The sequence below is a fragment of the Streptomyces sp. E11-3 genome (assembly GCF_046540415.1).
Classification (GTDB): Bacteria; Actinomycetota; Actinomycetes; order Streptomycetales; family Streptomycetaceae; genus Streptomyces.
The window spans coordinates 1153826-1178810 of the sequence record NZ_JAZGRL010000001.1 but is presented as its reverse complement, the minus strand read 5'-3'; the positions used below and the strand labels follow the sequence as shown (position 1 = coordinate 1178810).

The 24985-nt window shown below is 68.9% G+C and carries 29 protein-coding genes; 27 read left to right on the top strand and 2 right to left on the bottom strand.

All coding sequences use genetic code 11. The features are described 5' to 3' along the window. The first annotated feature begins 53 nt into the window (after positions 1–53). From U9R90_RS05245 to U9R90_RS05235, 3 genes are all read left to right on the top strand, one after another. On the top strand, positions 54–470 hold the full coding sequence (locus tag U9R90_RS05245) for a hypothetical protein (protein ID WP_411055191.1): 417 nt from the start codon (positions 54–56) through the stop codon (positions 468–470). Positions 471–602: 132 nt separating this feature from the next. Further along, on the top strand, positions 603–827 hold the full coding sequence (locus U9R90_RS05240) for a helix-turn-helix domain-containing protein (protein WP_411055190.1): 225 nt from the start codon (positions 603–605) through the stop codon (positions 825–827). Positions 828–1380: 553 nt separating this feature from the next. Beyond that, positions 1381–2466 carry a hypothetical protein gene (locus U9R90_RS05235; protein WP_411055189.1) on the top strand — a complete coding sequence of 362 codons (1086 nt, stop codon included), beginning with the start codon at positions 1381–1383 and terminating at the stop codon, positions 2464–2466. A 162-nt stretch (positions 2467–2628) separates the two neighbouring features. On the opposite strand, the gene U9R90_RS05230 is transcribed toward U9R90_RS05235, so the two are convergent. Further along, a complete protein-coding gene (locus U9R90_RS05230; RefSeq protein ID WP_411055188.1) occupies positions 2629–3069 on the bottom strand; it encodes an MmpS family transport accessory protein in 441 nt (146 codons plus the stop codon). A gap of 62 nt (positions 3070–3131) precedes the next feature. Between U9R90_RS05230 and U9R90_RS05225 the strand changes: the two genes are divergently transcribed. Next, positions 3132–3491 carry a holin gene (locus tag U9R90_RS05225; RefSeq protein WP_411055187.1) on the top strand — a complete coding sequence of 120 codons (360 nt, stop codon included), beginning with the start codon at positions 3132–3134 and terminating at the stop codon, positions 3489–3491. A gap of 271 nt (positions 3492–3762) precedes the next feature. Here U9R90_RS05225 and U9R90_RS05220 read toward each other — a convergent pair whose 3' ends face one another. Then, complete coding sequence (locus U9R90_RS05220; RefSeq protein ID WP_411055186.1) at positions 3763–3924, bottom strand: hypothetical protein; 162 nt, start codon at positions 3922–3924, stop codon at positions 3763–3765. 440 nt (positions 3925–4364) lie between these two features. Between U9R90_RS05220 and U9R90_RS05215 the strand changes: the two genes are divergently transcribed. The 23 genes from U9R90_RS05215 to U9R90_RS05105 all read left to right on the top strand — a co-directional run bounded on the left by U9R90_RS05215 (position 4365) and on the right by U9R90_RS05105 (position 24967). Continuing rightward, positions 4365–4697: a hypothetical protein gene (locus U9R90_RS05215; RefSeq protein WP_411055185.1), complete on the top strand. Its 333-nt coding sequence runs from the start codon at positions 4365–4367 to the stop codon at positions 4695–4697. A gap of 115 nt (positions 4698–4812) precedes the next feature. Beyond that, the gene (locus U9R90_RS05210) at positions 4813–6318 is read left to right on the top strand and encodes a hypothetical protein (RefSeq protein ID WP_411055184.1); all 1506 of its coding nucleotides are present in this window, start codon (positions 4813–4815) and stop codon (positions 6316–6318) included. A 13-nt stretch (positions 6319–6331) separates the two neighbouring features. Further along, the gene (locus tag U9R90_RS05205; protein WP_411055183.1) at positions 6332–7771 is read left to right on the top strand and encodes a phage portal protein; all 1440 of its coding nucleotides are present in this window, start codon (positions 6332–6334) and stop codon (positions 7769–7771) included. Next, complete coding sequence (locus U9R90_RS05200; RefSeq protein WP_411055182.1) at positions 7768–8538, top strand: hypothetical protein; 771 nt, start codon at positions 7768–7770, stop codon at positions 8536–8538. The genes U9R90_RS05205 and U9R90_RS05200 overlap by 4 nt, the downstream gene beginning before the upstream one ends. Continuing rightward, entirely contained in the window at positions 8513–8818 is a 306-nt protein-coding gene (locus U9R90_RS05195) for a hypothetical protein (protein ID WP_411055181.1), read from the top strand. The genes U9R90_RS05200 and U9R90_RS05195 overlap by 26 nt, the downstream gene beginning before the upstream one ends. 60 nt (positions 8819–8878) lie before the next feature. After that, positions 8879–9565, top strand: coding sequence for a hypothetical protein (locus U9R90_RS05190; RefSeq protein WP_411055180.1), 687 nt, complete (start codon positions 8879–8881; stop codon positions 9563–9565). Next, positions 9565–9753, top strand: coding sequence for a ribosomal-processing cysteine protease Prp (locus U9R90_RS05185; RefSeq protein ID WP_411055179.1), 189 nt, complete (start codon positions 9565–9567; stop codon positions 9751–9753). Before U9R90_RS05190 ends, U9R90_RS05185 begins: the two co-directional genes overlap by 1 nt. Before the next feature lie 2 nt (positions 9754–9755). Next, a complete protein-coding gene (locus U9R90_RS05180) occupies positions 9756–11078 on the top strand; it encodes a hypothetical protein (protein WP_411055178.1) in 1323 nt (440 codons plus the stop codon). Between the two features lie 53 nt (positions 11079–11131). After that, entirely contained in the window at positions 11132–11470 is a 339-nt protein-coding gene (locus U9R90_RS05175; RefSeq protein ID WP_411055177.1) for a hypothetical protein, read from the top strand. A 12-nt stretch (positions 11471–11482) separates the two neighbouring features. Continuing rightward, positions 11483–12118 carry a hypothetical protein gene (locus U9R90_RS05170; protein ID WP_411055176.1) on the top strand — a complete coding sequence of 212 codons (636 nt, stop codon included), beginning with the start codon at positions 11483–11485 and terminating at the stop codon, positions 12116–12118. Then, positions 12115–12531: a DUF6093 family protein gene (locus U9R90_RS05165; RefSeq protein WP_411055175.1), complete on the top strand. Its 417-nt coding sequence runs from the start codon at positions 12115–12117 to the stop codon at positions 12529–12531. Before U9R90_RS05170 ends, U9R90_RS05165 begins: the two co-directional genes overlap by 4 nt. Then, positions 12528–12920, top strand: coding sequence for a hypothetical protein (locus U9R90_RS05160; RefSeq protein WP_411055174.1), 393 nt, complete (start codon positions 12528–12530; stop codon positions 12918–12920). The genes U9R90_RS05165 and U9R90_RS05160 overlap by 4 nt, the downstream gene beginning before the upstream one ends. After that, positions 12917–13318 (top strand): hypothetical protein, encoded by a 402-nt coding sequence (locus U9R90_RS05155; protein ID WP_411055173.1) that lies wholly within the window; start codon positions 12917–12919, stop codon positions 13316–13318. The genes U9R90_RS05160 and U9R90_RS05155 overlap by 4 nt, the downstream gene beginning before the upstream one ends. 10 nt (positions 13319–13328) lie before the next feature. Further along, entirely contained in the window at positions 13329–13658 is a 330-nt protein-coding gene (locus tag U9R90_RS05150) for a hypothetical protein (RefSeq protein ID WP_411055172.1), read from the top strand. 72 nt (positions 13659–13730) lie between these two features. Then, positions 13731–14213, top strand: coding sequence for a hypothetical protein (locus U9R90_RS05145; protein ID WP_411055171.1), 483 nt, complete (start codon positions 13731–13733; stop codon positions 14211–14213). Next, complete coding sequence (locus U9R90_RS05140) at positions 14213–14728, top strand: hypothetical protein (RefSeq protein ID WP_411055170.1); 516 nt, start codon at positions 14213–14215, stop codon at positions 14726–14728. Before U9R90_RS05145 ends, U9R90_RS05140 begins: the two co-directional genes overlap by 1 nt. A 77-nt stretch (positions 14729–14805) precedes the next feature. After that, the gene (locus U9R90_RS05135; RefSeq protein WP_411055169.1) at positions 14806–15033 is read left to right on the top strand and encodes a hypothetical protein; all 228 of its coding nucleotides are present in this window, start codon (positions 14806–14808) and stop codon (positions 15031–15033) included. 3 nt (positions 15034–15036) lie between these two features. After that, complete coding sequence (locus U9R90_RS05130; protein ID WP_411055168.1) at positions 15037–18102, top strand: phage tail tape measure protein; 3066 nt, start codon at positions 15037–15039, stop codon at positions 18100–18102. A gap of 2 nt (positions 18103–18104) precedes the next feature. Further along, positions 18105–19496, top strand: coding sequence for a hypothetical protein (locus tag U9R90_RS05125; RefSeq protein ID WP_411055167.1), 1392 nt, complete (start codon positions 18105–18107; stop codon positions 19494–19496). Further along, positions 19493–23116, top strand: a complete 3624-nt coding sequence (locus U9R90_RS05120; RefSeq protein ID WP_411055166.1) for a carbohydrate binding domain-containing protein — start codon at positions 19493–19495, stop codon at positions 23114–23116. The genes U9R90_RS05125 and U9R90_RS05120 overlap by 4 nt, the downstream gene beginning before the upstream one ends. A gap of 46 nt (positions 23117–23162) precedes the next feature. Next, a complete protein-coding gene (locus tag U9R90_RS05115) occupies positions 23163–23663 on the top strand; it encodes a hypothetical protein (protein ID WP_411055165.1) in 501 nt (166 codons plus the stop codon). Between the two features lie 9 nt (positions 23664–23672). Next, positions 23673–24593, top strand: a complete 921-nt coding sequence (locus U9R90_RS05110; protein ID WP_411055164.1) for an N-acetylmuramoyl-L-alanine amidase — start codon at positions 23673–23675, stop codon at positions 24591–24593. Positions 24594–24610: 17 nt separating this feature from the next. After that, entirely contained in the window at positions 24611–24967 is a 357-nt protein-coding gene (locus U9R90_RS05105; RefSeq protein ID WP_411055163.1) for a hypothetical protein, read from the top strand. Positions 24968–24985 lie beyond the last annotated feature (18 nt).

Here is a 24985-nt window from a genome sequence, read left to right as displayed (position 1 = left end):
CCGTCACGCCAGACACCGATAGCATCCCCGCCTCGCACACCCTTGGAGAGCCCATGCGCCGCGTCACCATCGCCGTACTCGCCGCCTGCCTGCTCGCCGCCGGGGCGGTCGGCTGCTCAAAGTCCGGCGACGAGAACGCCAAGGACTGCGCCGTCGCGCTCACCGAGAAGACTGGAGGTGAGCCCGGAGACAAGCCGACCGTCAAAGAGGCTGAGGAGCGGGTCGACGCGCTCGACACCACGCTCGCGGACATGGTCCGTTCCGGATACGAGAGCGTGGCCAAGGACGCGTTCGACACGGTGGAGAAGAAGGCCAAGGCGGGTGTGGAGAGCAGGCCGGGGGCGTGCGAGGTGCTTTCGGAGGATGACTACGCCGTGCTGCTCATGGCCAAGGCGATCGGCGGTCTGGGGTGGACGGACGAGGATGGGCAGTTCGACAAGCTCAAGATGGTGGATGGCCTGGGCGGCTAGCATCGTTGCCGTCGTGGTGAGGCCCCACTTGACACTTCACTTGCACCGAAGTCATGATCTGCTCGTATAGACATCGTGCGCTCTAAGGGCCGCCCACCGGGCGGCCCTTCGCCATTTCCGCTGGGGGTGAGCATGCCCCCCCAGCTCGTCACCGCCGCAGACGCCGCCGTCTACACCGGCCGATCCGTCGGCACCATCTGGCGGTGGGCCTCCGAAGGCCGCATCCACCGGTACGGACACGGTAAAGGCGTGCGCTACGACCTGCGGGAACTGCCCCGCAAGCTGGTCGACGACTGGACAGGTGAAGTCACACTCGGCGCCCCGCCACCCCTCCCTGAGGGCGCACGCGCCGCCTGACCCCCTGCTCAGNACCGGTACGGACACGGTAAAGGCGTGCGCTACGACCTGCGGGAACTGCCCCGCAAGCTGGTCGACGACTGGACAGGTGAAGTCACACTCGGCGCCCCGCCACCCCTCCCTGAGGGCGCACGCGCCGCCTGACCCCCTGCTCAGGGCGCGCATCCCCCTGGTTCGGCGCCCCGACGTCCCGCCGCCCCGCGCACCCCCGTCACGGGCGGCGGGACACCCAACAAGAGTCCCAGGAGGCGCTGCCGCTCTCCCGTATGGTGCACCCGGCAGTGGCTATGGGATGCGGTAACCGCAAGGCCCGTGGCGGCGCCACGTCCTAGGCAACGTGGCGCCGTAAGGCTGCAATCCGAAGACAGCGGCCGTTCCACCGTTCGACCCTCAAGTCTGGTCATCAGTAGTCCAGCGGCCCAAGACACCGTGAACCGTGGGGATCGAGCCCCCAGAGAGCGCGTGCACGCGCCTCGAACCCGTGCGAGCGGGAATGGCCCCGGCGCGGTAACTCCGGTTCGAATCCGGGCGATGACCACCCAGGAGGTGCCTCGTGGCCTTCCCTGTTGGCGCCACCACCATCACCGTCACCGGCACCCTCCCCATACCGGCCGGAGGCGCCGCCCACACCGGGCGCGTCGTCTTCACCCCCTCCACCGTCCTCGTCGACTCCACCCACCAGGCCATCTACAGCGGCGCCGGACCCGCGGCCCTCGACGCGTCCGGCCAGTTCAGCATCGACCTACTCGCCACCGACGACACCGACGTGCAGCCCGCAGGGTGGCGGTGGCGCGTCGATGAGCAGCCCACCGGAGGGCAACGGCGCACCTACTGGGTCGACCTGCCCTCCAGCCTCGGCGCCACCATCGACCTGTCTGAGCTCGCCCCCGTCTCCGCGCCGGGCGGCGCCGGCCAGTCCCTGCCACCCACGGGCCCGGCAGGCGGAGCCCTCGATGGCGCCTACCCCAACCCGTCGCTCGCCACGGCCACCATCGCCCTCTTCGACGCTGCAGGCGACGCAGCCGCCGCACAAGCAGCCGCCGAGGCATACACCGACACCGTGGCCGCCACCAAGGCAGCCCTCACGCACGCCGCCCAACACGCGGCAGGCGGCACCGACCCGGTCACCCTCACCCAGGCGCAGATCACCGGCCTCGCCGCCGCCCTTGCCGCCCTCGCCCCACTCGCCGGAGCCACCTTCACCGGTGACCTCATCGTCGACGGCGCCAACCTCACCGTCACCAGGGACGACGACACTGGCGCCTACAGGTTCCGCGTCACAGGCGGCGGCCTCGACCTCGAGATCGGGGGTCTCGACGTCTTCGTCTCCCACTGGACTGGCGCAGACTTCACCGGCACCCAGACGAACATGATGAGGTGGGAACCCGCAGGTCCCCACCTCATCGGCCGCGTCCAGTTCGGCACCGGGCCGTTCGACAACGTCCACGACATCGACTCCGGCACCGGTGTCGCTGGGCTCGGTGCGAAGAACGGACTGACCAACATCCGCCTCGCTGGATTCAAGGACAGCACCGGAGCGCCAACCACAGGCGCGTGGACGGCAGGCGACGTCGTGCTTGACTCGGCGGGCGCCTGGCACCTGTGCATCGCAGGCGGAACGCCCGGCACCTGGACGTGATCAGGGGGACGACAGTGGCAGACCTGACGAAGACCGCGTGTGACCACCAGGACCGCGTCGAAGTGACGCGCCTTGCCGACCCATGCCCCGTCGAGATGTGCACTCAGTGTGCGATCGAAATCGTCCAAGACGACGACGGAGACTGGACCGCGCGAGGCGGGGTCAAGCAGTAGCCGAGCAGGGCACGGTGGCGTACCCGCCGCTGCTCGTGTTCTCCGCGACGGTCTCCCCGTCGACCACGATGCGGCACGACACCGTGCCCGTCGCCCCCGTGTTCTGCGCCGAGACGTACAGGCTGGCACCCCGCGACGCCTTGAAGTCGATCGACATCGGGGCACCCGCACGGTCCGTCAACGGCACCGTCTTCCCCGTGGCCTGAGCAACCTGCCCCGACCCGTCCGACCACGTCAGGTCCGCGCCAGCAGCGGTACCCGTCAGGTGGTACTCCACCGCGCGAGGCTCCATCAGCCTCTCCTGCAGCCGCAACGACTCGACGGCCTCTGCCGCCTCCCTCCGGTGCCGCTCCTGGCGGTCCTGCCACCACAGCGCGCCACCGCCACCAGCAACCGCCAAGACCACCACAGTGGCCAGAAGACGCTTCATCCAAGGCCTCATCGCGACACCCCCCTCGTTCGGTGCGGCCAAGGTAGCGGGACGGAGGCATCATGGGCAGGCGAACCGGTTGGCGCGTGTGCTCAACTCCCGGCTGCCCCGAGTACACCGACCAGGGCGGGCGCTGCCCCGACCACCGGCGCGAAGCCGAACAGCGACGCGGTACGGCACGGCAGCGCGGCTACGACCGGCAGCACGAGACCCGCTTCCGGCCCGCAGTCCTCGCCCGCGACCCCATGTGCGTGCTGTGCCGCAAGGCGCCCAGCGTCCACGCCGATCACCACCCCCTCAGCAGGCGGGAGCTCGCTGACCGCGGCCTCGACCCCAACGACCCCCGCCACGGGCGCGGACTGTGCGGACCCTGCCACAGCAGCCAGACCGCCCAGCACCAGCCCGGAGGCTTCAACCGATGACCCCCCGGTACCCCCTCACCATCACCCCCTGCGACATCAACACCCGCTGGGATGCCGTGTGCCACCCGGCATCCCAGCGGGCTACACGCCCACGCCATCCCGTCCCTCCCCACTCCAGGTAGAGGAGGCAGGGGACGGGGCAGGCGGCTTGGTCATCCGCTACCGCCAGTTCAAGCGGGACGAGCACGGCCACAAGCTGATCGACCCCGACGACCGGGACCAGGTGTGGACGGTGGAGTGCACCCAGCCCTGCACCGTGCCACCCCCCGACCTACTGCTCGCCCAGCCCGAGGGAAGAGTCGTCGTGGGCGAGGTGGCCGTGAGCGGCAGGCCTACGACGGGCACGGGCGGCGGGCGCCGGCTGGAGCGCGGCGGTCAGGGTGGGGCTGCGCGGCCTGGCGAGCGCGCGCTGAGCGGTCAGCCGAGCCGTCACCCGACGGACTGTTGGCTTCGCCGGCTTGCTGTCTTGTCTGCGTGATCGAGGTCTGTGATCAACTCAGCGTCGATCAAGGGCTGATGATCAACAGCTAAACGATCACGCTTGATCATTCTCCAAGATCAATGTCACTTTAAGTCATGATCACTGGGGGGTGATCCTTTAGGAAAGATCTTGAAGGACCGCCGGGGAGGGCCGCCCCTGGTCGGGCAAGTTCTGATCTTCGAGAACGATCTTGCCTGTCACGCAAGGTGACGGGCCTTTGTCCGCGCAACGCGGCAGTTGGAGTGATCGATATGGCGAAGGGTGGAGCACGCGCGCGATCCGGTCCCGCCCCGGACCCGAATGCGCTGAGGCGTGAGCGGGACGCCGGCGAGTGGACGATTCTGCCCGCCGAGGGCCGCCAGGGCGCAACGCCCGACTGGCCGTTGACGGAGATGAGTGTCCGGGAAGCCGAGCTGTGGGCCGACTTGTGGCGGAAGCCGCAGGCCATAATGTGGGAGAGGTTTGGTCAGGAGCTTGAGGTGGCGCTGTATGTGCGCCGTCTGACCGAGGCCGAGCTGATGGACTCCCGCGTCAACCTGTCGACGCTGGTACGTCAGATGGGCGACTCCCTTGGGCTGACGACGCCGGGGATGCGGGCCAACCGGTGGCGTGTCGACCGGCCCCGTGAGGAAGAAGAGGCGCCGACCGGCACCAGTTCGGCCCCGATTGCCGGGGTGTACGACGCGCGGGCCAGGCTGAGGGCGGCAGCCGGTGGTAGCGGCTGACGACGGGACGTGGTCCCTCGACTTCCCCGCGCTGTTCATCGTCCCGACCTGGATTCACCGGCATTGCAGTCTCCAATCGGTCGGCGGCATCGACCCCGAGCCGCAGCCGTTTGAGATGTACGGCTGGCAGTTGCGGATCACGGCCAACCTGTACCGGGTCAAGCCGACCGCCGATCTCGGCCAGCTGTCGACTGCGTTCCATTACCGGCGTGTCCAGGCGGTCGCACCGCAGAAGTCCGGTAAGGGGCCCTGGGCTGCGTCCATCGTCGCGGCAGAGGGTGTCGGCCCGGTGTTGTTCAACGGCTGGGCGCGTGGCGGTGAGCGGTACCGGTGTGCGGATCACCGGTGTGGCTGCGGCTGGGTGTACGAGTACGAGCCGGGTGAGCCGATGGGCCGTCCGTGGAACAAGCCGCTAATCCAGATCACGGCGACGTCTGAGGATCAGACGGACAACACCTACCGTCCGCTTCAGGAGATGATCCGCAACGGGCCGCTTTCCGAGGTCATGCGGGTGGGTGAGCAGTTCATCCGACTGCCCAACGATGGGCGTATTGACGTCGTCACGGCCTCGGCGCAGAGCCGCCTGGGTAACCCGATCACGTTCGCTGCGCAGGACGAGACGGGGATCTGGGCCGAGGGCAACGGCATGACCAAGGTGGCGACCACTCAGCGGCGCGGCCTGGCGGGCATGTCCGGCCGGTCGCTGGAGCAGACGAATGCCTGGGACCCCACGGAGAGCTCCGTGGCGCAGAAGACGGCTGAGACCAAGGTCAAGGACGTCTACCGGTATCACCGGCTGCCACCCAAGGACCTGGACTACATCAAGAAGAGCGAGCGGCGGAAGATCCACGCCGCGGTGTACCAGGGCAGTCACCATGTCGATCTGGACTCCATCGAGGGTGAGGCCGCGGAGCTGCTGGAGAAGGAGCCGGCGGAGGCGGAGCGCTTCTACGGCAACCGAATCACGGCCGGTATGGGCACCTGGCTGCAGCAGGATCGTTGGGACGCCCGCATCGCTCTGGAGGATGTGCCGGACGGTACTCGCCTCGTTCTGGGCTTCGACGGCTCCGAGGTCGACGACTGGACCGGGATCCGAGCGGAGACGCTGGACGGCTATCAATTCACCCCCACCTACGGTCCTGACAAACGGCCGTGTATCTGGGACCCAGAGGACTGGGACGGTCAGGTGCCGCGCTTGGAGGTCGACGCTGCGCTGGACGAACTGATGGAGCGCTTCGACGTGGTCCGCATGTATGGCGATCCGCCCTACTGGACGAGCGAGATGGCGGCATGGCAGGCCCGCTATGGCGAGAAGCGCGTCACTGAGTGGCAGACGTACCGCGTTGCGCAGATGCACGCTGCGTGCGAGCAGTTGCTGACGGACGTCACGAAGAAGGACACAACGTTCCGGCACGACGGCTGCGAGACCACGTCCATCCATGTGCGGAACACGCGCAAGGCCGCGCGGCCGGCGAAGCGGTACGTCCTGCGCAAGGCGACGCACACCCAGAAGATCGACCTCGCTGTGGTCTCGGTCCTCGCACATGAGGCGGCCTGCGACGCCATCGCCGCGGGCCTGGCCCGTCCGAAGAAGAAGTCGAAGATGCTGATCCTGCGATGAAGGCGAGGTGGCTGTGGAGCGCACCGAGCTGGAGTGGCTGAAGCACCTGATCGACTGCCACGACCGGGAGAAGCCGGCCCTGCGACTGCTGGACTCGTATTACGAGGGCGAGCAGCCGCTGTCCTACATGGCGCCGGAGTTGCAGGCGGAGATGGATGAGCGGGTCCGTCAGGTGGTGGTGAACTGGCCGCAGTTGGTGGCCGACTCGGTCGAGGAGCGGCTGGATGTGGAGGGTTTCCGGTTCCCGGAGGAGGCGGAGGCTGACACGGAGCTGTGGCGGATCTGGCAGGCGAATCGGCTGGATGCGCAGTCTCATCAGGGGCATTTGGATGCGCTGGTGATGCGCCGCTCGTATGTGATCGTCGGGGCGCGTGAGGGTGATGCGGAGACGCCGGTCGTCACGGTTGAGAGCGCCCTCGATGTGTTCGCGGAACATGATCCGCGAACGGGCGCGGTGGTGGCAGCCATCAAACGGTGGTGTGAGGAGCGTGAGGGTGAGCCGGATGTCGACTACGCGACGTTGTATCTGCCGGATGTGACGTCGTGGTGGGTGAAGGACCGGTCCGGTGTATGGGTGGAGGACCCTGACCGGGAGAGGGACGAGCATGGGCTCGGCGAGGTGCCGGTGGTGGTGCTGGCGAACCGTCCCAGGCTGAAGAAGCCGGGCGGCGTCAGCGAGTTCAAGAGCGTGATCTCGCTTTCGGATGCCTGCTGCAAGATCGCCACGGACATGATGGTCAGCGCGGAGTATCACGCGACGCCGCGCAGGGTGGCGTTCGGGTTCGGCGAGGAGGACTTCGTCGACGAGCAGGGGCGTCGGGTGTCGGCGTTCTCGCGCGTCATCGGCCGGATTTGGGCGACGGAGAAGAACCGCAAGGAAGATGGCGCCGACGTTGAGCAGTTCCCTGAGGCTGATCTTGCGAACTTCCACAACACGATCAACCAGTTGGCGCGGCTCGTCGCGAGCTTGGCGGGTCTGCCGCCGCATTTCCTCGGCTATGCCACGGAGAATCCCGCGAGCGCCGATGCGATCCGTTCGTCGGAGTCGCGGCTGGTGAAGCGCGCGGAGCGCAAGCAGCGCGACTGGGGCGAGGCGTGGGAGCAGGTCATGCGGCTCGTGCTGCGGATCCGTGACGGCGCGTGGGATCCGGATGTGCTGTCGTTGGAGACGGTGTGGCGGGATGCGTCGACGCCGACGGTCGCGCAGAAAGCCGACGCGGCGACCAAGCTGTTCACGGCGAAGATCGTGCCGCTCAGGCAGACGCGTGAGGACATGGGCTACACGCAGGCGCAGATCGCGCGCATGGAGCAGCAGGACGAGGCTGCCGCGCAGGATGCGATGTCGCGTGTTCTGGCCGGTGACCTCGCCGCACTGGAGGCCGGGCCGAAGCCTCAGCCTGATGAGGACGCTGACGAGGACGATCCGGTTTCTGAGCCCGCAGGTGTGGTGTGACGACGGCTCCGGAGCGGATGTCGGCGGTGGAGCTGGCGCAGGCCTACTACGTGGCGCAGGCGTCGCTGGCGCGGCGTACCGCGGACCGGGTGCAAGCCCTGTGGCGGGAGCTGGACGCTCGGGATCTGACGGGCTCGTGGGAGTCGCTGGTGGGGCCGCGGGTGGTGGAGGCGGTGGCGGCCGGGCAGGTGGCTGCTGCGGCCCGCGCGGACCCGTACATCGACGCGATCGAGCGTGTGGACGGGGGCGAGCCGGATGGGGCGCGGGTGCGGGCGGCGACGTTCGCCGGGCACGCCTCGGATGGTCGTCCGCTCGACAGCCTGCTGTATCTGCCGGTCATCACCACGAAGCAGAGCATCGCGGCGGGCCTAGGTGACGTCGAGGCGATGATGCGGGGCCTCAACCAGATGCTCAAGATGGCCGCAACGCAGGTCACTGACGCGGGCCGCACGGCGGTTGGAGCGGGCATCGCGGGCCGCCGCACGATCCAGGGGTACATCCGCATCGCTGCGGCGCCGTGCTGCGCGAGATGCGCGATCCTCGCTGGGAAGGAGTTCGGCTGGAACCGCGGGTTCCAGCGGCATTTACCCCCGATGCGACTGCATCCACATGCCCGCGACGCTGATCGCCCGCGGGCGTGGGCGAGGCGAAGCGCTCGTACCGCCGCGGCGGGGGCTGGTGACGGACGCTGGCGACTACTTCAACAGTCTGTCCCGCAGGGAGCAGGAGCGGCTGTTCACGGTGGCGGGGGCACAGGCGATCCGTGACGGCGCGGACATCACGTCGATCGTGAATGCGCGCCGCGGCATGGCGACGGCGTCGGCTTACGGCAGGCGGCTGCGGGCGACGCGTGAGGGCACGACGACGCGCGGCGCGTTCTACCGCTCCGAGCGGGCCCGTGCGATCGCCCGAGGGCAGGCCCCGGCCGACATCGGGCGGGCGTTCAGGCTGCGGACGCCGCGCCTGATGCCCGAGGAGATTTACAGGCTCGCCGAGAGCAGGGATGAGGCCATCCGGATGCTTCGGCGCTTCGGCTATATCAGCTAGCCGATCTTTGTGGGTCGCGCGCAAGGCGCGGCCTGGTCCTACTCCGCAATGGAGATCACTGTGCAGAGCACACGACACAGCTGGCTGTCTGCCGCCCAGGGCGCGGGCTGGTTCCGGCTGACCCGCCACGACGACCCCGACCCTGCCGATCCGCCGGAGCCGCAGCCCGAGGGCGATCCGGCGCCGGACCCCGCCCCAGAGCCTGAGGGTGATCCTGACGGCACCGACCAGCTCGGCGACAAGGGCAAGCAGGCCCTGGAGCGCATGAAGGCCGACAAGGCTGCCGCGAAGAAGGCGGCTGCGGCGGAGAAGAAGCGCGCCGACGACCTGGCCGCCAAGGTGGCCGAGTTCGAGGACCGCGACAAGTCCGAGCTCGACAAGGCGACGGCCAAGGCTGAGCGGCTCGCCGAGCAGGCCACGAAGGCGACGCAGCGGGCGGTGCGTGCCGAGGTGAAGGCCGCGGCCGCCGAGTTCGCGGACCCGGAGGACGCTGCCGCGTTCCTGGATCTGTCGCGGTACGCCGACGACAGCGGCGACATTGACGCCGAGGCGATCGCTTCAGACCTCGCCGATCTTCTGGAGCGCAAGCCGCACCTGAAGCGGGCCACCACGCCCGAGCCGCCGAAGGGGCCGAAGCCGGACCCGTCACAGGGCACCCGCAAGGACCCGCCGCCAACCGACTACCGCACCGCACCCCGCGACGAGCTGAAGAAGAAGCTCGCCGAGTACGGGGTCCGCCTTCGCTGATGATCCGTGTTCGCGCCCTGCTGGGCGACGGCCGCACCTCCATTGAGGTCACCGGTCACGAGGGTCACGTCGAAGACGGGCGGGTCTGTGCCGCCATCACGGCCATCACCCAAACCGCACTGCTGGGCCTGGAGCAGTACGCCCAGCAGTACCCGGACCTCGTGTCCGTTGAAATCACACAGGAGTAGAGATGACCTCACTGACGGCTGCCAAGCCGTGGTTCCGGCTCGACCGTCACGATGTGCGGTCGACCCTGCCCGCCGCGATTCAGGCGATGATGCAGGACGGGCTGCTCGACGGCATGTTCCGCGAGTCGCTGATGCCGCAGCTGCTGTTCCCGCAGATCGCGGACGTCGAGCCGTGGCAGGGCGCCAAGGGCGACACGAAGATCATGACCCGTAACGGGCTCATGACCCCGGACCCGACACCCACCACCGGCTCCGACGCCACCGCTGGCTCGTACAGCATCGAGCAGTGGACCGTGACGATGGACCAGTACGGCAAGTCCATCGACACCGACCTCCTGCAGTCGAAGATGACGCAGGCCTCGAAGTACCTCAACGACGTCGGCCGCCTCGGCGTCCACGCCGGACAGACCATCAACCTGCTCGCCCGGAACAAGCTGTACGCGGGCTACGCCGGCGGCCGCACTTACTGCCGCACGGCAGGCACCTCGGATACCACGATCGAGGTTGCATCCACGGACGGGTTCACGCACGTCCTCGTCAACGGCGTTCCGACCGCGGTGTCGGCCACCAACCCGCTGAACGTCACGATCGACGGAGTCGCCAACACGGTGACGGGCGTCGGCTCCGGCACGCTGACGCTGGGTACGGCACGTGTCGACGTGCTCGGCGACTCGGTGATCTCCTCGCAGGCCCCGTACTCGGTGCGGGCGGGCACCGGCAACGACACCGCATTCGACCTCGCGGCCGGGGACCTGATCACGTTCTCGGACTTCCGTGCCGCGGTGGCGCGACTGCGGCGCATGCACGTCCCGACGGCGGAGGGCAGCAACTATGTGGCCCACATCGACTCGGTGACGGAGTCGCAGCTCTTCGAGGACTCCGAGTTCCAGAACCTGTACCAGGGGCGTGCGGACTCGCAGACGTACCGGGATCTGGCGATCGGCGTGTTCGGTGGCCTGGTGTGGGTGCGCAACGAGGAGGTGCCCTACCTGACCACTTCGTCGACCGGGTACGAGGACCTGTCGACGACGGTTCACCGTCCGATCGTGATGGGTGGCGGTTCGCTGATCGCGGCGCCGTTCGACAATCCGGCGGATCTGCTGCGGGAGACCGGGGTGGCGGATGTCCCGGAAATCTCGATGATCAATGTGTCGCCGGGTGTGGACGTGGCGCGGATCGTGCGCCCGCCGCAGGACCGCTACCAGCAGAACGTGGCCACGACCTGGTCGTGGGTGGGCGACTACGGCGTCCCGAGCGACAGCCTGGCGAACGGTGACTCGGCTCTGTTCAAGCGCTCCGTGCTGCTGGAGCACTCCGCGAACTGACCGCACGCCCCACCTGGCTCCGGCTGGGTGGGGCCTCTGGAGAGGAGGATCTCGTGCGCGTCGTCGTCAACGAGAACGTCAAGGTGTTCCACGGGCACAAGTCCGTGCGGCTCGCCAAGGGCCAGGAAGTGTCCGGGGAGCTGGCCGCTCTATTGCTGGAGCGGGCGCCGAAGAAGGTCACCCGCCTCGACGAGCCGGAGGAAGGCGGGGGAGATGGTGACGGTCGGACAGAGCCGCCCGCGTCCCTGGCTGACGCCACCACGGCCGCCGAGGTGCTGGCCTGGGTCGGCGAGGACAGCGGGCGTGCCATTGAGGCGCTGGCGGCGGAGGAGGCGCGGGACAAGCCCCGCTCGACTCTGATCCGCGATCTGAAGAAGCTCGCCGAGGGCTGAGGGGAGGCTGCCGTGGCTCTTCCCCCGCTGGCGACGGTGGCCGACCTTGAGGCCGCTATGCGGCTCGATGCCGGGTCGCTGTCCACGGCGCAGGCCGATCTGGCTCTGCGCCGCGCGTCGGCCCGCGTCCGCTCCTACACACGGCAGGACATCACCCTCGTCGAAGACGACACCATCGACGTGCCGGGTGGAGGCCGGGTACTGGCGGTGCCGCAACGGCCGCTGGTCGTCGACGCCACCCACTCCCTGACCGTGGTGGAGATCAGCGTCCCCGGCAGTGTCGAGACAACACTGACGGAGGACACGGACTTCACCCGCCTCGGGAACGAGCTGACCCGAGGCTATCCGTGGTATGCGCCGACGCGGACGATGGGTTGGCCGTGGCGGCAGCAGCAGGGCGTGTGGGCACCCACTGTGAGGCTCACGTACAGCCATGGCTACGCCGAGGTGCCGGACGACATCGTCGACATCGTCCTCGACCTGGCCAGCATGAACCTCTCCAACCCGGAGAATCTGCGCTCGATCAGCATCGATGACTACGCGCGGACGTTCGCGTCGGAGACCATCGGCAACGCGACGCTGACGAGCGGCCACAAGGCTGATCTGCGCCCGTACAAGCGGTCTGCCTTCTCGGTGGTGCCGTCGTGACGGCGCTGGATGCCGCACTGGTATCGGGGCGGCGTGAGGCTGAGGCCCTGATGGTCGACACGATCACCCTGTACCGGCCGGGCGCCGACATCTTCGACCGGGACACGGGGCAGACGATTCCGGGGCCGCCAGTCGTCACCTTCTACACGGGTAAGGCCAGGGTGAAGCCCGCGCAGCTCGCCGTGAGCGAGGTGCAGGCGGGCGAGCAGGAGCTGCGGCTGCGCCAGTACAGGATCACGATCCCGCAGTCGACGCCACTGCCGACCTCGGGTGAACGCCCCAGGCCGGGCGATGTGGTGGACGTGACCGCCTCGCCGGATGCGCGGCTGGCCGGGGTTCGGCTGTGGGTGCAGAGCGTGCTGGAGAGCGCCACGGCAACGGCGTGGCGGATCATCGCGGAGGACCGGTCATGACCATCAACGCCAACACGAGGCAGCTGGACGAGCTGGCTGCGGTGTTCCGGCACAACGCGGTGCGCGCCCAGGTGCAGGCGACGGCGGTGGTCCGGCGGGGCGCGCTGAATGTGAAGAACGGGTGGCGGGCCAACGCGACCGCCACGGCTGGCCGTCACGCTCGCCTCTACCCGGCCAGCATCAGCTTCGACATGCGTGCGCATCCGGCGGGTGCGTCGGCAGAGATCGGCCCGGACAAGGGCCGCCCGCAGGGGGCACTCGGCAACCTGCTGGAGTTCGGCTCGGTGAAGAATCCGCCGCACATGGACGGGGCGCGGGCTCTGGCTGCTGAGGCGACGGCGTTCGCGGCGCATGTCGCGGCGATCGGTACGCAGATGGGCCGCGGGTGAGTACGCCAGCGGTGCTGCCACACCGGGATGCGGTGGTAGCGGCCCTGGAGGGCGTGGGCTTGGTCGTGGGGCTGGGCGTGGCCCCGGACCCGGTGCCGGACTCGGGGATGTATGCGGTGGTGCACATGTCGCCGGGCCGGTCGGTGTCGGAGTCCCTCGCGGATGTGCGCAGCGATTTCGACGGGTTGATGCAGGTAACCGCGGTGGGCCCGGACCAGGAGCGCTGCCTGTGGGTGGCGGACAAGGTCCGCGCGGCGCTGTATGGGCCGCTGACGGTGGCGGGGCGGGTCGCCTACCGGCCGGAGGAACTGGGCGGGCCTCCGGCTGTGCGGGACGACGACGTCAGTCCGCCGCTGTGGTTCGTCCCCATTCAATTCATGATCCGATCCATCAGCTAGGAGGCTGTCCGTGGCCACTCTGACCGTTCAGAACATTGCGGCTGCCGGGCTCAGCCCCGTCTACAGTGCTGCGGCTGGCGGGGGCGACAAGCTCAAGCCGGGCCGTACCACGTTCCTGCACGTCATCAACGGGGACGCGTCGCCGATGACGGTGACGATCGCCACGCCGGGCACGGTGTCAGGGCTGGCGATCGCCGACCGGGACGTGGTCGTCGGCGCCAGCGACGAGCAGATGATCCCTGTGCCTGTCGAGTTGTACGGCGACCCGGCCGATTCGGGGCTCGCCTCGGTGACGTACTCGGCCGTGACCAGCGTCACCGTGGCTGCCCTGCGGATCTGATCCGCCGCCTGCCCCACCCCCTGTTCGCCCCGCCTGTCGGGGCTTTTTTCATGCCCCGAGGAGGAGCACGCCATGTCCGATGTGATCAACGATGGTAAGACGCGGGTGTATTGGGTGGCGGCGATCGCTGACATCGCCGCGCCCACCGTCGCCGAGCTCGATGCCGGTGACGACTTCACCGAGCGGATCACCCCTGACGGTCTGAATATTCCGGCCGAGACCGCCGACGTCGACAACAGCTCGCTGGCGTCGACGTTCACGACGATGCGTGTCGGCCGCCGCGGGTTCAGTCCGGAGGTGACGTTCAAGCGCGGCGACAACGCCACCGACGACCTGCCGTGGACGACACTCACCTACCAGACGACCGGATACCTCGTGGTGCGCCGCATCCTGGCGTACACCACCGCCTGGACTGCGGCGCAGGAGTGCGAGGTGTATCCGGTGGAGTGCGGTGAGCGGAACACCATCCCGCCCGCCCCGAACGAGATCGCCAAGTTCACCAGCCCGATGAAACTGCGGGCGGAGCCGAACACGTCTGCGGTGGTGGCGGCCTGATGCCCGACATCTCGGAGATCCTCGCCAAGGCGAAGCCGCGGGAGCACACGGTACGCATCTGCCTGGCCGGGGATGTCGCCGCAGAGGTGGACCGGCTGGAGGGGGAGTTGCAGGCGCTGGGTCAGTGGACGTCACAGTCCCTTGCCGAGGAGAACCCCGGTGTGGCCCTGGCGGAGCAGATCGCTGCGGCTCGGGAGCGGATGCGCGAGGCCGAGGTGGCGTTCACGTTCCGGGCGCTCGGCGCGAAAGCCTGGTCGGATCTGGTGGCGCAGCATCCAGGGAAGGCGGAGGGGGAGGCGTGGGATGTGGACACGCTGGCCCCGGCGCTGGTGGCCGCGTCCGCAGTCGATCCAGCCATGTCCCCAGATCAGGTTGACGAACTGTTCGAGCAGCTCAATCACGGGCAGCGCGAGGAGCTGATCGGCGCCGCCTGGTCGGTGAACGGCGAGGCCACATCCGTCCCTTTCTCGTTGCACGCCTCCGCGATCCTCGCCTCCCACACCGCCGAGAAGTAGAGACCGCCCGCGCCTGGGGCGTCCCGCGGTCGATCTTCCTGGGCAGGGCGTGGCCGCAGCCCGGCGAGGCGCTGTGGTTGGAGGACGACCGGGCGTGGGCGATGGCCCTGGCCGCGGTCGAGGCGGATGCGTGCCCGGACTGCCGCCAGCCCTGGAGCGAAACCACTGACCCGGCCACCGAGGGTGCGTGGCGCGGGGAGTTGGTGCGCTGTCACGCCTGCGCGGCGGCGGCCCGTGCGATGACGCAGCATGAATCGAACGGCGGCGACACCCGCGGCCTGCACGTCCATGTCGTGAAGGGGTGAGCCGTGGCCGTCCGTACCGTCAACGTCCTGCTGACAGCGAATATCGCGGCGTTCCGGGCCCGCATGAACGACGCGTCGCGGGTCACTAACCAGACTGCTAACCGTATCCGCGCGAGCATGCGCCGGACCGGGGATGCGATGAACCGGGTGTCGCAGAACCAGCGCACCATGCTGACCGCGGGCAGGAACGCCAGCGTTGGCCTGGTCGCCGCGTTCGGATTCGCTGTCGCGGCGTCGGCGAAGTTCGAGCGATCCATGGCGCAGGTGAAAGCCGTCACCCAGGCGTCTGCGGGCGAGATGGGAAAGCTGCGCAGCGCTGCCCTGGAGGCCGGGCGCACGACCGCCTACTCGGCAACGCAGGCGGCGGAGGCGGAGTTCGAGCTGGCCAAGGCCGGTATCGCCGTCGCCGACATCGCGGGCGGCGCCCTCAAGGGCTCCCTCAACCTCGCTGCGGCGGCGCAGATCGGCCTGTCTGAAGCGGCCGAGATCAGCGCGACCACCATGACGGTGTTCGGGCTGAAGGGCAAGGATGTCGGGCACATCGCCGATGTCCTGGCCGCCGCCGCCAACAAGTCCGCGACGGACGTCCACCAGCTCGGGCTCAGTTTCAAGATGACGGCGCAGGTCGCCGCGCAGACGGGGCTGTCGCTGGAGGACACCACCGGCGCTATGGCTCTGTTCGCCTCTGAGGGGCTGAAGGGCTCCGACGCCGGTACGTCATTCAAGGTGATGCTGCAGCGGCTCACCCCGCAGTCCAAAGAGGCGCAGGCCACGATGGACAAGCTCGGGTTCACGGCGTATGACGCGAACGGCAACTTCGTGGGCCTGCAGCAGGTGTCGCAGCGGCTGAAGGATTCGTTTTCGGGCCTCACCCCCGAGGCCCGTAATGCCGCCATGGGCGTGATCTTCGGCTCCGACGCCGTGCGCGCTGCAGGCATCCTCTACAAGCACGGCGCCGAGGGCGTGAAGACGTACACGGACGCCGTCAACGATCAGGGGTACGCGTCCGCGGTCGCCGCCACGAAGATGGACCACCTCCTCGGCGACCTCGAGCTCCTCAAGAGCGCGCTGGAAACCGCACTCATCGAGTCTGGGTCCGCGGCGAACGCCGCGCTGCGGGACATGGTGCAGTGGGTCACGCGGGCAGTGAACATCTACAACCAGCTGCCGCCCGGCGTACAGCAGGCGGCCGGAGCGATGACCGGCATCGTTGGCGTCCTCGGTCTGGTCGCGGCGTCCATGCTGCTCGTCCTGCCGCGCGCCCTGACGCTGCGCCGTGAACTGGCGCAGGTGGGTTGGACGTCGGCCAGGACCCGCAGCGCCCTCATGATGCTCGCCCGTACCGGGATTGTGGTCGGTGCCCTGCTTGCCATCAGCTACGCGGCTAAGGAGATACGTGGCGCGTTCGCCGATGCTCCGCCTGGCGTGTCGAGGACCGCCAATGCGCTCCTTGAGCTCGGCAAGAGCGGCAAGGTCAGCGGGGAACTGCTGAGGACGTTCGGGGCGGACCTGGACGGCATCGGTGAGGCCGTGGCCCGTATCGCGCATCCAAGCGGGGAGGCCCGCGCCACCGACATCGTCAACTCCTTGACGCTCGGCCTCACCGAGGGTCTGATGGAGACGCAGATCCCTCTCGAGGAGGCCCGCGACCGGGTAAAGGCGATCGATGCGGCGCTCGCCGAGCTCGTGTCCTCCGGGGCATCGACAGAGGTCGTCGGGGCGGCCTTCAAGAAGGTCGCCGCGGCCGCGAGGGAGCAGGGCACCAGCGTCGAGAAGCTGCACACCCTGCTGCCGCAGTACGGCGAGGCTCTCGCCTCGTCGGGTACGCACGCCGAGCTGGCCGCAGAGTCTCAGGGCGCCCTCGGCGACGAGACGGCGATGACCGCGGACGACATGGCCGACCAGCGCTCCGAGGCGGAGAAGCTGTCGGACGCGCTGAAGACCCTCAACGGCACGGCGATCAGTGCGGCCGAGGGTGAGATCTCGTTCCGTGAGTCGCTGGCGGGCCTGACCGAGGCGGTGAAGGAGAACGGCACCAGCCTGGACGTCACCAGCGAGAAGGGCCGTGAGGTCAAGGGCGCGTTCCTGGATGCGGCGAAGGCGGCGATGGCGCACGCCGAGGCCGTGTCCGAACAGATGGGCTCTCAGGAGGCCGGGAACGCGGTCCTGGAGAAGAACATCGGCGCTCTCAGGCGCACCATGAAGGCGGCCGGGTTCACGGACAAGCAGATCCGCGAGCTGACTGACACCTATGCGCGGCTGCCCTCGACGGCGAGCACGAAGGTCACCGTGCCGGGTGCGATTGAGTCGTCGAAGCAGATCGACCGCCTGGACAAAGAGGTGCGGGACCTCAAACCGGGCAAGACCATCACGATCAAGGCCCCCACGGCAGCGGCCATCAAGGAGTTGCGGGCGGCTGGGTTCAACGTCAAGAAGATCCCCGGCAGCAAGAAGATCAAAATCACTGCCCCGACGGGTACGGCACAGGCCAACGCCCGCGCCCTGAAGCGCGCCATCGACGCTCTGAGAAGCAAGTCGATCACCATCACGACCACGCGGATCTTCCGCTCTGTGCAAGCAGCGGGCGGCTCCAACCAGGCGGCCAAGAACGCCGCCGCCACTCTGCGCGCCCAGGGCGGGCCGGTGGGGCGTGGCTACGCCGCAGGCGGGCGCGTACAAGCCTTCCCCGACGGCGGCTTCGTGGCCGGGCCCGGCAGTAGTACCTCCGACAGCATTCCCTCCTGGCTGTCCAACGGCGAATACGTCATCCGCGCCGCCGCCGTGCGCCGCTACGGCATGGCCCTGTTCCACCGGCTCAACAACATGAGCACCCCCACCAGTGGACGGCGCGGCACGGTCCTGTCCGGGAGCCGCTTCACCGGCTACGGCACGTCCACCGCAGCCGCCCGCCGCATGATGCTCGGCGCCGGCGCCGGAGAACCCATACACGTCCACCTCAGCGTCGGCGACCGCAAGCTCGGCGAGATCGTCCTCGATCCGCTGCGTCACGCCGTACACACCCGCGGCGGTGACGTCCAAGCCGTCATCGGCAGACGCAAGAGGAGCTGACCGTGGCCTTCCCTCAGACGCCCCTGGCCATCACGGTCGAGCTGCTCCTTGGCGGGGTGTGGACGGCCATCTCGACCGACCTGTACGCCCGTGACGACATCGTCATCAAGCGAGGCCGCTCTCGTGAAGGCGCACAGGTGGACACCAGCACCTGCGAGCTGACCATCAACAACGTGGACGGCCACTTCACCCCCCGGAACCCGGCCTCGCCGCTGTACGGGCTGATCGGCCGTAACACGCCGCTGCGCGTCTCGGTTCTGGCTGACTCTGGCCTGCGCTACTACCGGTTCGCGGGGGAGGTGTCGGAGTGGCCCACCCGGTGGATCAGTGGCGGTCTGGACGTGTGGGTACCGATCCAGGCGTCCGGGGTGTTGCGCCGCCTGGAGGCGGGATCGCCGCCGCCGCGGGATGCGATGCGCCGCTTCGTGGACGTCCACGAAGCGGCGCTCCTGTCGTACTGGCCGTTTACCGAGGACGCTGGGGCGCGGTCCGCTACCGAGGTGGCCGCTGGCGGCCAGCCGATCCGGGCCCTGGGTCAGTCCGGAAGCTTCTTCCAGGACCAGCCGGAGTGGGGGTCGGGGCAGCTCGCGCCGTGGCTAGACGATGTGGCGCAGCTGCCGCAGCGCAAGACAGGCGGCACCCTGACCGGGTCGGTGAGCGTCGCCGACACCACCGGCTGGTCAGTCGACCACGTCCGCTCCGGCACAGGCCGAGTGGAGAACCTGTACCTGCGGGATGCGGGCGAGGGCACAAACGCCGACCCGCGGGTGCAGTGGCGGCTGGAGTGCGATGCGACCACCGCGGGCGACACTCTCAAGGTCTACATCGAGGAGACCGACGACACGGGGGCGACGGAGACCCTCGTCGACACCGTGTCGTCCCCCGGCATCTACGACGCTGACCCACACCACGTCCGCCTCACGGTCGCCGATGACGGTGCCTCGGGTACGGACTGGGAGCTGTATCTCGACGGCGCCCTGGCGGCCAGCGGCAACCGGTCCGGTGTCGCCACCCAGGCGCTGTCCGGGGTCACCTACACGTGGGCTGCGGAGGACACGAGCGAGACCACCGAGGCGGTCGCGCTCGGGCATCTCGCCTACTGGGGCACTGGTGCCCCGCACGCGATCGACGCCTACCGGGCGCTGCTCGGGCATGAGCGGGAGCGGGCCGGGCGCCGTATCGAACGCATCTGCGCCGAGGACGGTGTGGCGCTGACGGTGCATGGCGATCTGGATGACACGCACGAGATGGGCCCGCAGCGGCCGGGCGCCCTGCTGATGCTGCTGCGGGCGGCGGAGGCGGTGGACGGCGGGACGCTGGGCGAATCCCGGCAGGAGGTCGCGCTGGAGTACCGCACGGGCCGCTCCCGCTACAACCAAGGAGCCGCCGTATGAGTGTCGTGCATGTGTGGGCGGGCGCTCTGTCGGACACCGGCGTGTGGGTGCGCGGCAAGGTCACCGGCAGCAGCACGCGGCTGGCGGTCGACACCGACTCCGGCTTCTCATCGCCGACGTACTTCGGCCCGGACACGCCGACGGCGGACGGCATGGTGTCGCTGACCGCCACGGGGCTGACCGCGAACACCCGCTACTACTACGCGTTGGAGGACGACTCCGTCCTGGATACGGCGTTCTCGGGGACGTTCCGCACGCACCCGGCTGCCGTCGGCGAGCGCGCGTCGTTCGTGTTCGGCGCGGCTGGGGACGCGGGGCTGACCGGCGCGGGTGACGACTCGTACATCACCAGCGCCGTCAGCGACAACCCGGTGTTCGACACCATGAGGAGCCAAGCCGGGGCGGAGGACTGGCTGTTCTTCTCGCACCTCGGGGACCTGCACTACCGGAACATCGCCACGGCCACCACGTCCCTGTACCGGGACGCGTATGACGACACGCTGACCTTCAACGGCACGCTCGGCGCCAGCGCGCGGCAGGGTCGGTTCTACCGGGACGTGGCCACCACCTACGCCTGGGACGACCACGACTTCGGGCCCAACAACTCCGACCGCACCGACGCGGGCAACGCGACTGCCAACGCCGTGTACCGGGAGCGGGCCCCGCATTACACGCTGCCGTCCGCGTCGGCGATCTACCAGTCGTGGCAGGTCGGCCGGGTGCTGTTCATCGCGTCCGATGTGCGCTCGGCCCGCGACCCCAACAGTGATCCACAGGGCCCGGCCAAGACGCTGCTCGGCTCGGCGCAGAAGACCTGGATCGAGAGCCAGTTGACGGCGGACACGGGCGCGGAGGCGCTGGTGTGGATCAGCCCGTCACGTTGGATCGGCGGCTCCGACACCTGGTCGAGCTTCATCCACGAGCGCGCCGAGATGGTCGCCATGTTCGGCGACACGGGCTGGCTCGACCGCATGATCCTGCTGACCGCAGACGAGCACGCCCTCGGTATCAGCTCCGGCCCGAACAATCCGCACGGCGGATTCCCGATGTACATGCTCGCGTCGATGGACAGCTCCTTCACCACCGCGACCGACGACGCCGACCCCATCTACAACCTCGGCCGCAGCGGAGGCCGCCAGCGCTACGGCACCGTCACCGTGCGGGACGACGGGCACACCATCGGCCTCACCGGCACCGGCTGGATCAACGGCGCCGTGTGGCGGGCGCACACCAAGCACGTCGACGTCGGCAACCCCCTCCTCGCCCTCGACTACACGACTGACATCGTCCCGCCGATGGAGCCCACCGATGACGACCAGCTGACCGTCAACGATGTCACCGCTACTCGCGAGGGCGGCGGCGAGGAGCGGGTCGCCAAGGCCAGCGGACCCCTATCTGTGCAGGCCCCGCCTGACGGCGTCGGCCCCTACCCGGATCAGGTCACCGTCGAGGTTGCGGACGACGAGGACCTCGCCTCGCAGGCAGGGTGGCGCGTCCACCTCGGTACGGTCGATGAGCAGCGCTTCCCCGCGATCAGCGTGGACCTGGGGCGGAGCCCCGAGCTGATCGATGCGGTGGCGACGCAGGACGTCGGCGATGCCCTGACGATCGACCAGACTCCGTCATGGCTGCCACCAGACGGCATCGACCAAATCATCGAGGGCTACACCGAAACCCTCAACGCATTGACGTGGGACTGGCAGGCCAACTGCTCCCCTGGATCCCCGTGGGGGTCGATTGCGCAGCTGCCGCCGGGTGATGAGGCGACGGCACAGCCCGATCAGCCCAACCGGCTCGACACCACCGGCAGTGTCCTGACCGACGCCGCGTCCGGGCCGGCACTCAACTCGAACCCCACCTTCGAGGCGGACTTGACCGGCTGGGCGGGCAGCAATGCCACCGTCGCCCGCGTCGCCAGCCCCGGCGCGCCGCCCTTCGGCGGGTCCTGGTCGGCACGCATCACCCCCAACGGCAGCAGCGGGTCTGGTGGCCTCAACGCCTCCCCCGCCACCGCCGCGGGCACCATCACGCCGGGCGAGACCTACCACGTCTCGTGCTGGGCGTACTCGGCAGGCGGCTGGTCAGACCTCGGCCCCGCGGTCGACTGGTATAACGCGGCAGGCGGCTACCTGTCGTCGAGCTTCGGCGGCACCGCGGTGGCGGCCGGGGTGTGGACGTACCTGGAGGCGGCCTACGTGGCGCCGGCGTCCGCGTCGCGGGCGAGTGTGCGGGCCCGTCACGGCGGCACTCCCAGCGCTTCGGACGTGTGGCATGCGGATGAGGTGACGCTGCGGCTGGGTGCCACGAAGCCGAGCGAGCTGCTGGTGCACACGCCGCAGGACGGCGTCCATGACCGGGCGGTGTGGCTGACGGCGATGCGCGTGTTCAACGGCAACTACGACTTCGAGGAGAGTCTCGACGAGTGGGTGGGGAACGGGGCCACGGTCAGCCGCGCGGCCACCCCCGCGGGTGCGCCGTTCCCCGGCGACTGGAGTCTGCGCCTGGTGCCCGATGGGGTGGCCGAGTTTCCCAACGCCGGGTCCGACCAGTACGCGGTGGTGCCGGGTGAGTCGTACACGGTGTCCGGGTGGCTGTACTGCGAGGTCGCCCGCGCCCTCGATTTGAACATCAACTGGTTCGACGCCTCGCACAGTTACCTGTCCACTGGCTCCAGCAGTGTCAGCGTCGCGGCGAACACGTGGGTGTTCCTCCAGGGGACGTTCACCGCGCCCGGCACGGCCGCCTACGCCAACATGGCCCCGACCATGGACTCGTTCCCCCCGGCGTCGCATGTGCTGTACGGGGACATCCTGACGATCCGGCCGACGGGCCCGGCGGGGGCGTTGCCGGAGCAGCTGCCCTATGACCTGAAGCTCGGCGGGGAAACCGTTCGGGCCACGTCGGTGGAGCCGTTGGTGTGGGACGAGTTCGGCCGCACCGACACCAACACCTGGGGCACCTCCAGCTCCGGGCAGGCGTACACGGAGGTCGGGGGCGCCGCTACGGACCGGGCGGTCGCGGCCGGGGTGGGCACGATCACGCTGGCGTCGTCGCCTTCCACGATCCGTGTGCAGCAACTCGCGGCCGATGTCGGGGACTGCGAGATCCATGTGACGCTCTCCGTGGACCAGGTCGCGACCGGCGAGTCGATCATTCCGGGCATCCTGATGCGGTACACGGGCGGCACCGACTACTACCGGGCCCGCCTGCACTTCTCGCTGAGCGGGACGATGTTCACGTCGGTGACGCGCGGCACCACTCAGATCGGTACCGCGAAGTCGCTGCTCTTCTCCTACGCGGCGAACGACATCTTCCATCTGCGGGCCCGGCTGATCGGGCACCGGATGCTGATCCGGGCGTGGCCGGATGATCAGGCGGAGCCGGTGGGCTGGCACAACGACGAGACCATCACCGCCGACACGATCGCTTCGGGTGCGGTGGGCGTGACGTGCTCGGCGTTCGCCGGAAACACCAACACCAACCCGGTGATCAGCTACGACGAGTTCCAGGTGGTGACCCCGCAGCGCATCACGGTCGAGCGATCCCTGAACGGCGTCGCCAAGAGCCAGTCTGCCGGGACCGCGGTGTCTCTGGCCCGTCCCGCCGTACTCGGCCTGTAGAGAGGAGCCGCAGATGCCCAACCCGAGGAAGCGCGCAGGTGAGATCATGACCGCCGACGCGTGGAATGCCCGCATCCCGCTGCTGGTGACGCAGGAGAACGACCAGACCGTCAACAACTCCACTACCTACGTCGACAGCGAGATCACGTTCACGCCGGAGATCAACGCCGTGTACCGGTACCTCCTGCTGATCTCGTACTCGACCGGCGGCGATGGCTCCGGCTCGACCGGGGACTTCAAGTGGAACTGGGATGCGCCGAACGCCTTGTTCGCGTCGTTCACGCAGGCAGTCGCGCTGGCCGCGACGGGCACGTTCAACTCCCCGCAGAGCGTCATCTTCCGGCGCCCCGGCAATACCACGGACAGGGTGGCCGGTGGCGCGAACGGCTCCGGGACGTTCTGGTCTGCCTATGACCAGGGGACTTTCGAGACCGACGGCACCCTCAACACGATCACCATGCGGTTCGCGCAGGACACCGCCGCTGTGGAGGACACCATCCTCCGCGGCGGCAACCAGACCAGAATGATCTACGAGCGCATCATCTAGGAGCTGATCATGGCTGATCCACTCTCCGCTGACCGGCTCCTCGCCGCCCTCCGTGCCGAGGGCTGCCGTGTGGTCGAGGTCGGCGGCTGGCGTACCCACAACCGCAACCACAAGGGTCTGTGGGGCGGCGTGAACGGCGTCATGATCCACCACACCGTCACGTCCGGCAGCGCGGCCACGGTCCGCATCTGCCGCGACGGGCACAGCAGCCTGCCCGGCCCGCTATGCCACGGCGTCATCACCAAAGACGGCACAGTCCACCTCGTCGGGCACGGCCGCACCAACCACGCGGGCTCGGGCGACGGCGACGTCCTGGCCGCGGTCATCGCCGAGCGGGCGCTGCCCCGGCCGAACGAAGCGAACACCGACGGCAACCGGCACTTCTACGGCTTCGAGTGCGAGAACCTCGGCGACGGCGACGACCCCTGGCCGGCCGCCCAATTGGAGGCGATCGAGCGGGTGTCGGCGGCGATCTGCCGGGCGCACGGCTGGGGCGCCGGCAGCGTGATCGGGCATCTGGAGTGGCAGCCCGGCAAAGTCGACCCCCGCGGCTTCACCATGCAGACGATGCGCGGCCGGATCGCCGCCCGCCTCGACGGCAACCAACAGGAGGACGACATGGCTCTCACCAGCGACGACATCGAGAAGATCGCCCAACGCGTCTGGGAGAAAGACCACTTCATCAACGTGCCGTGGGGCACCGACGACAACCCGCAGTGGATGGCCAAGTCGATCGTCGTCGACACCGGCAAGCGCGTGCGGGGCATCGAGCAGCAGCTCGGCAGGCAGAAGGCCACCATCGACGAACTCGTCAAGACCGTGGCCACCCTCGCCTCCGGGCTCGGCGACCTCGACCCGGCGGCCATCGTCGCCGAACTGACAGCTGCCATCGAGTCCATCGAGATCCGTCTCGACATCCCCGACGCCTGAACTGAAACGAGAACCCCATGAAGATCTTCGGTAGAGAACCGGCGCTTATCGTCGCCGTCATCAGCGCGGGCCTGTCCCTCCTGGTCACCTTCAACGTCGGCATGTCCGGAGAGCAGGCCGGTGCGATCGTCGCGGTCATCACCGCCGCGTTCGCCGCCATATCGGCCGCGTTGACCCGTCCGATCGCCCCGTCCGCGTTCACCGGCGTCGTCGCAGCCGCCGCCGTCCTGCTCGGCGCCTACGGCTTCAACGTGTCCGCGGAAACCGTCGGCGCCCTGAACGCAGTCGTCCTGGCCGTCCTCGGACTCCTCACTCGCGGACAAGTCTCGCCAGCCAGCCCCGCACACGCGCCCGTGACGCCGTCCCACTCCTGACCTGAAGGGTGGTGACCG

Excerpts from the sequence above, each read along its gene's own strand:
- U9R90_RS05160 (WP_411055174.1), top strand. The coding sequence starts at position 12,528 with ATGACCATCAACGCCAACACGAGGCAGCTGGACGAGCTGGCTGCGGTG.
- U9R90_RS05115 (WP_411055165.1), top strand. The coding sequence starts at position 23,163 with ATGACCGCCGACGCGTGGAATGCCCGCATCCCGCTGCTGGTGACGCAG.
- U9R90_RS05210 (WP_411055184.1), top strand. The coding sequence starts at position 4,813 with ATGTACGGCTGGCAGTTGCGGATCACGGCCAACCTGTACCGGGTCAAG.
- U9R90_RS05180 (WP_411055178.1), top strand. The coding sequence starts at position 9,756 with ATGACCTCACTGACGGCTGCCAAGCCGTGGTTCCGGCTCGACCGTCAC.
- U9R90_RS05120 (WP_411055166.1), top strand. The coding sequence starts at position 19,493 with ATGAGTGTCGTGCATGTGTGGGCGGGCGCTCTGTCGGACACCGGCGTG.
- U9R90_RS05145 (WP_411055171.1), top strand. The coding sequence starts at position 13,731 with ATGTCCGATGTGATCAACGATGGTAAGACGCGGGTGTATTGGGTGGCG.
- U9R90_RS05215 (WP_411055185.1), top strand. The coding sequence starts at position 4,365 with ATGAGTGTCCGGGAAGCCGAGCTGTGGGCCGACTTGTGGCGGAAGCCG.
- U9R90_RS05225 (WP_411055187.1), top strand. The coding sequence starts at position 3,132 with ATGGGCAGGCGAACCGGTTGGCGCGTGTGCTCAACTCCCGGCTGCCCC.
- U9R90_RS05245 (WP_411055191.1), top strand. The coding sequence starts at position 54 with ATGCGCCGCGTCACCATCGCCGTACTCGCCGCCTGCCTGCTCGCCGCC.
- U9R90_RS05105 (WP_411055163.1), top strand. The coding sequence starts at position 24,611 with ATGAAGATCTTCGGTAGAGAACCGGCGCTTATCGTCGCCGTCATCAGC.
- U9R90_RS05230 (WP_411055188.1), bottom strand. The coding sequence starts at position 3,069 with ATGAAGCGTCTTCTGGCCACTGTGGTGGTCTTGGCGGTTGCTGGTGGC.
- U9R90_RS05140 (WP_411055170.1), top strand. The coding sequence starts at position 14,213 with ATGCCCGACATCTCGGAGATCCTCGCCAAGGCGAAGCCGCGGGAGCAC.
- U9R90_RS05185 (WP_411055179.1), top strand. The coding sequence starts at position 9,565 with ATGATCCGTGTTCGCGCCCTGCTGGGCGACGGCCGCACCTCCATTGAG.
- U9R90_RS05240 (WP_411055190.1), top strand. The coding sequence starts at position 603 with ATGCCCCCCCAGCTCGTCACCGCCGCAGACGCCGCCGTCTACACCGGC.
- U9R90_RS05110 (WP_411055164.1), top strand. The coding sequence starts at position 23,673 with ATGGCTGATCCACTCTCCGCTGACCGGCTCCTCGCCGCCCTCCGTGCC.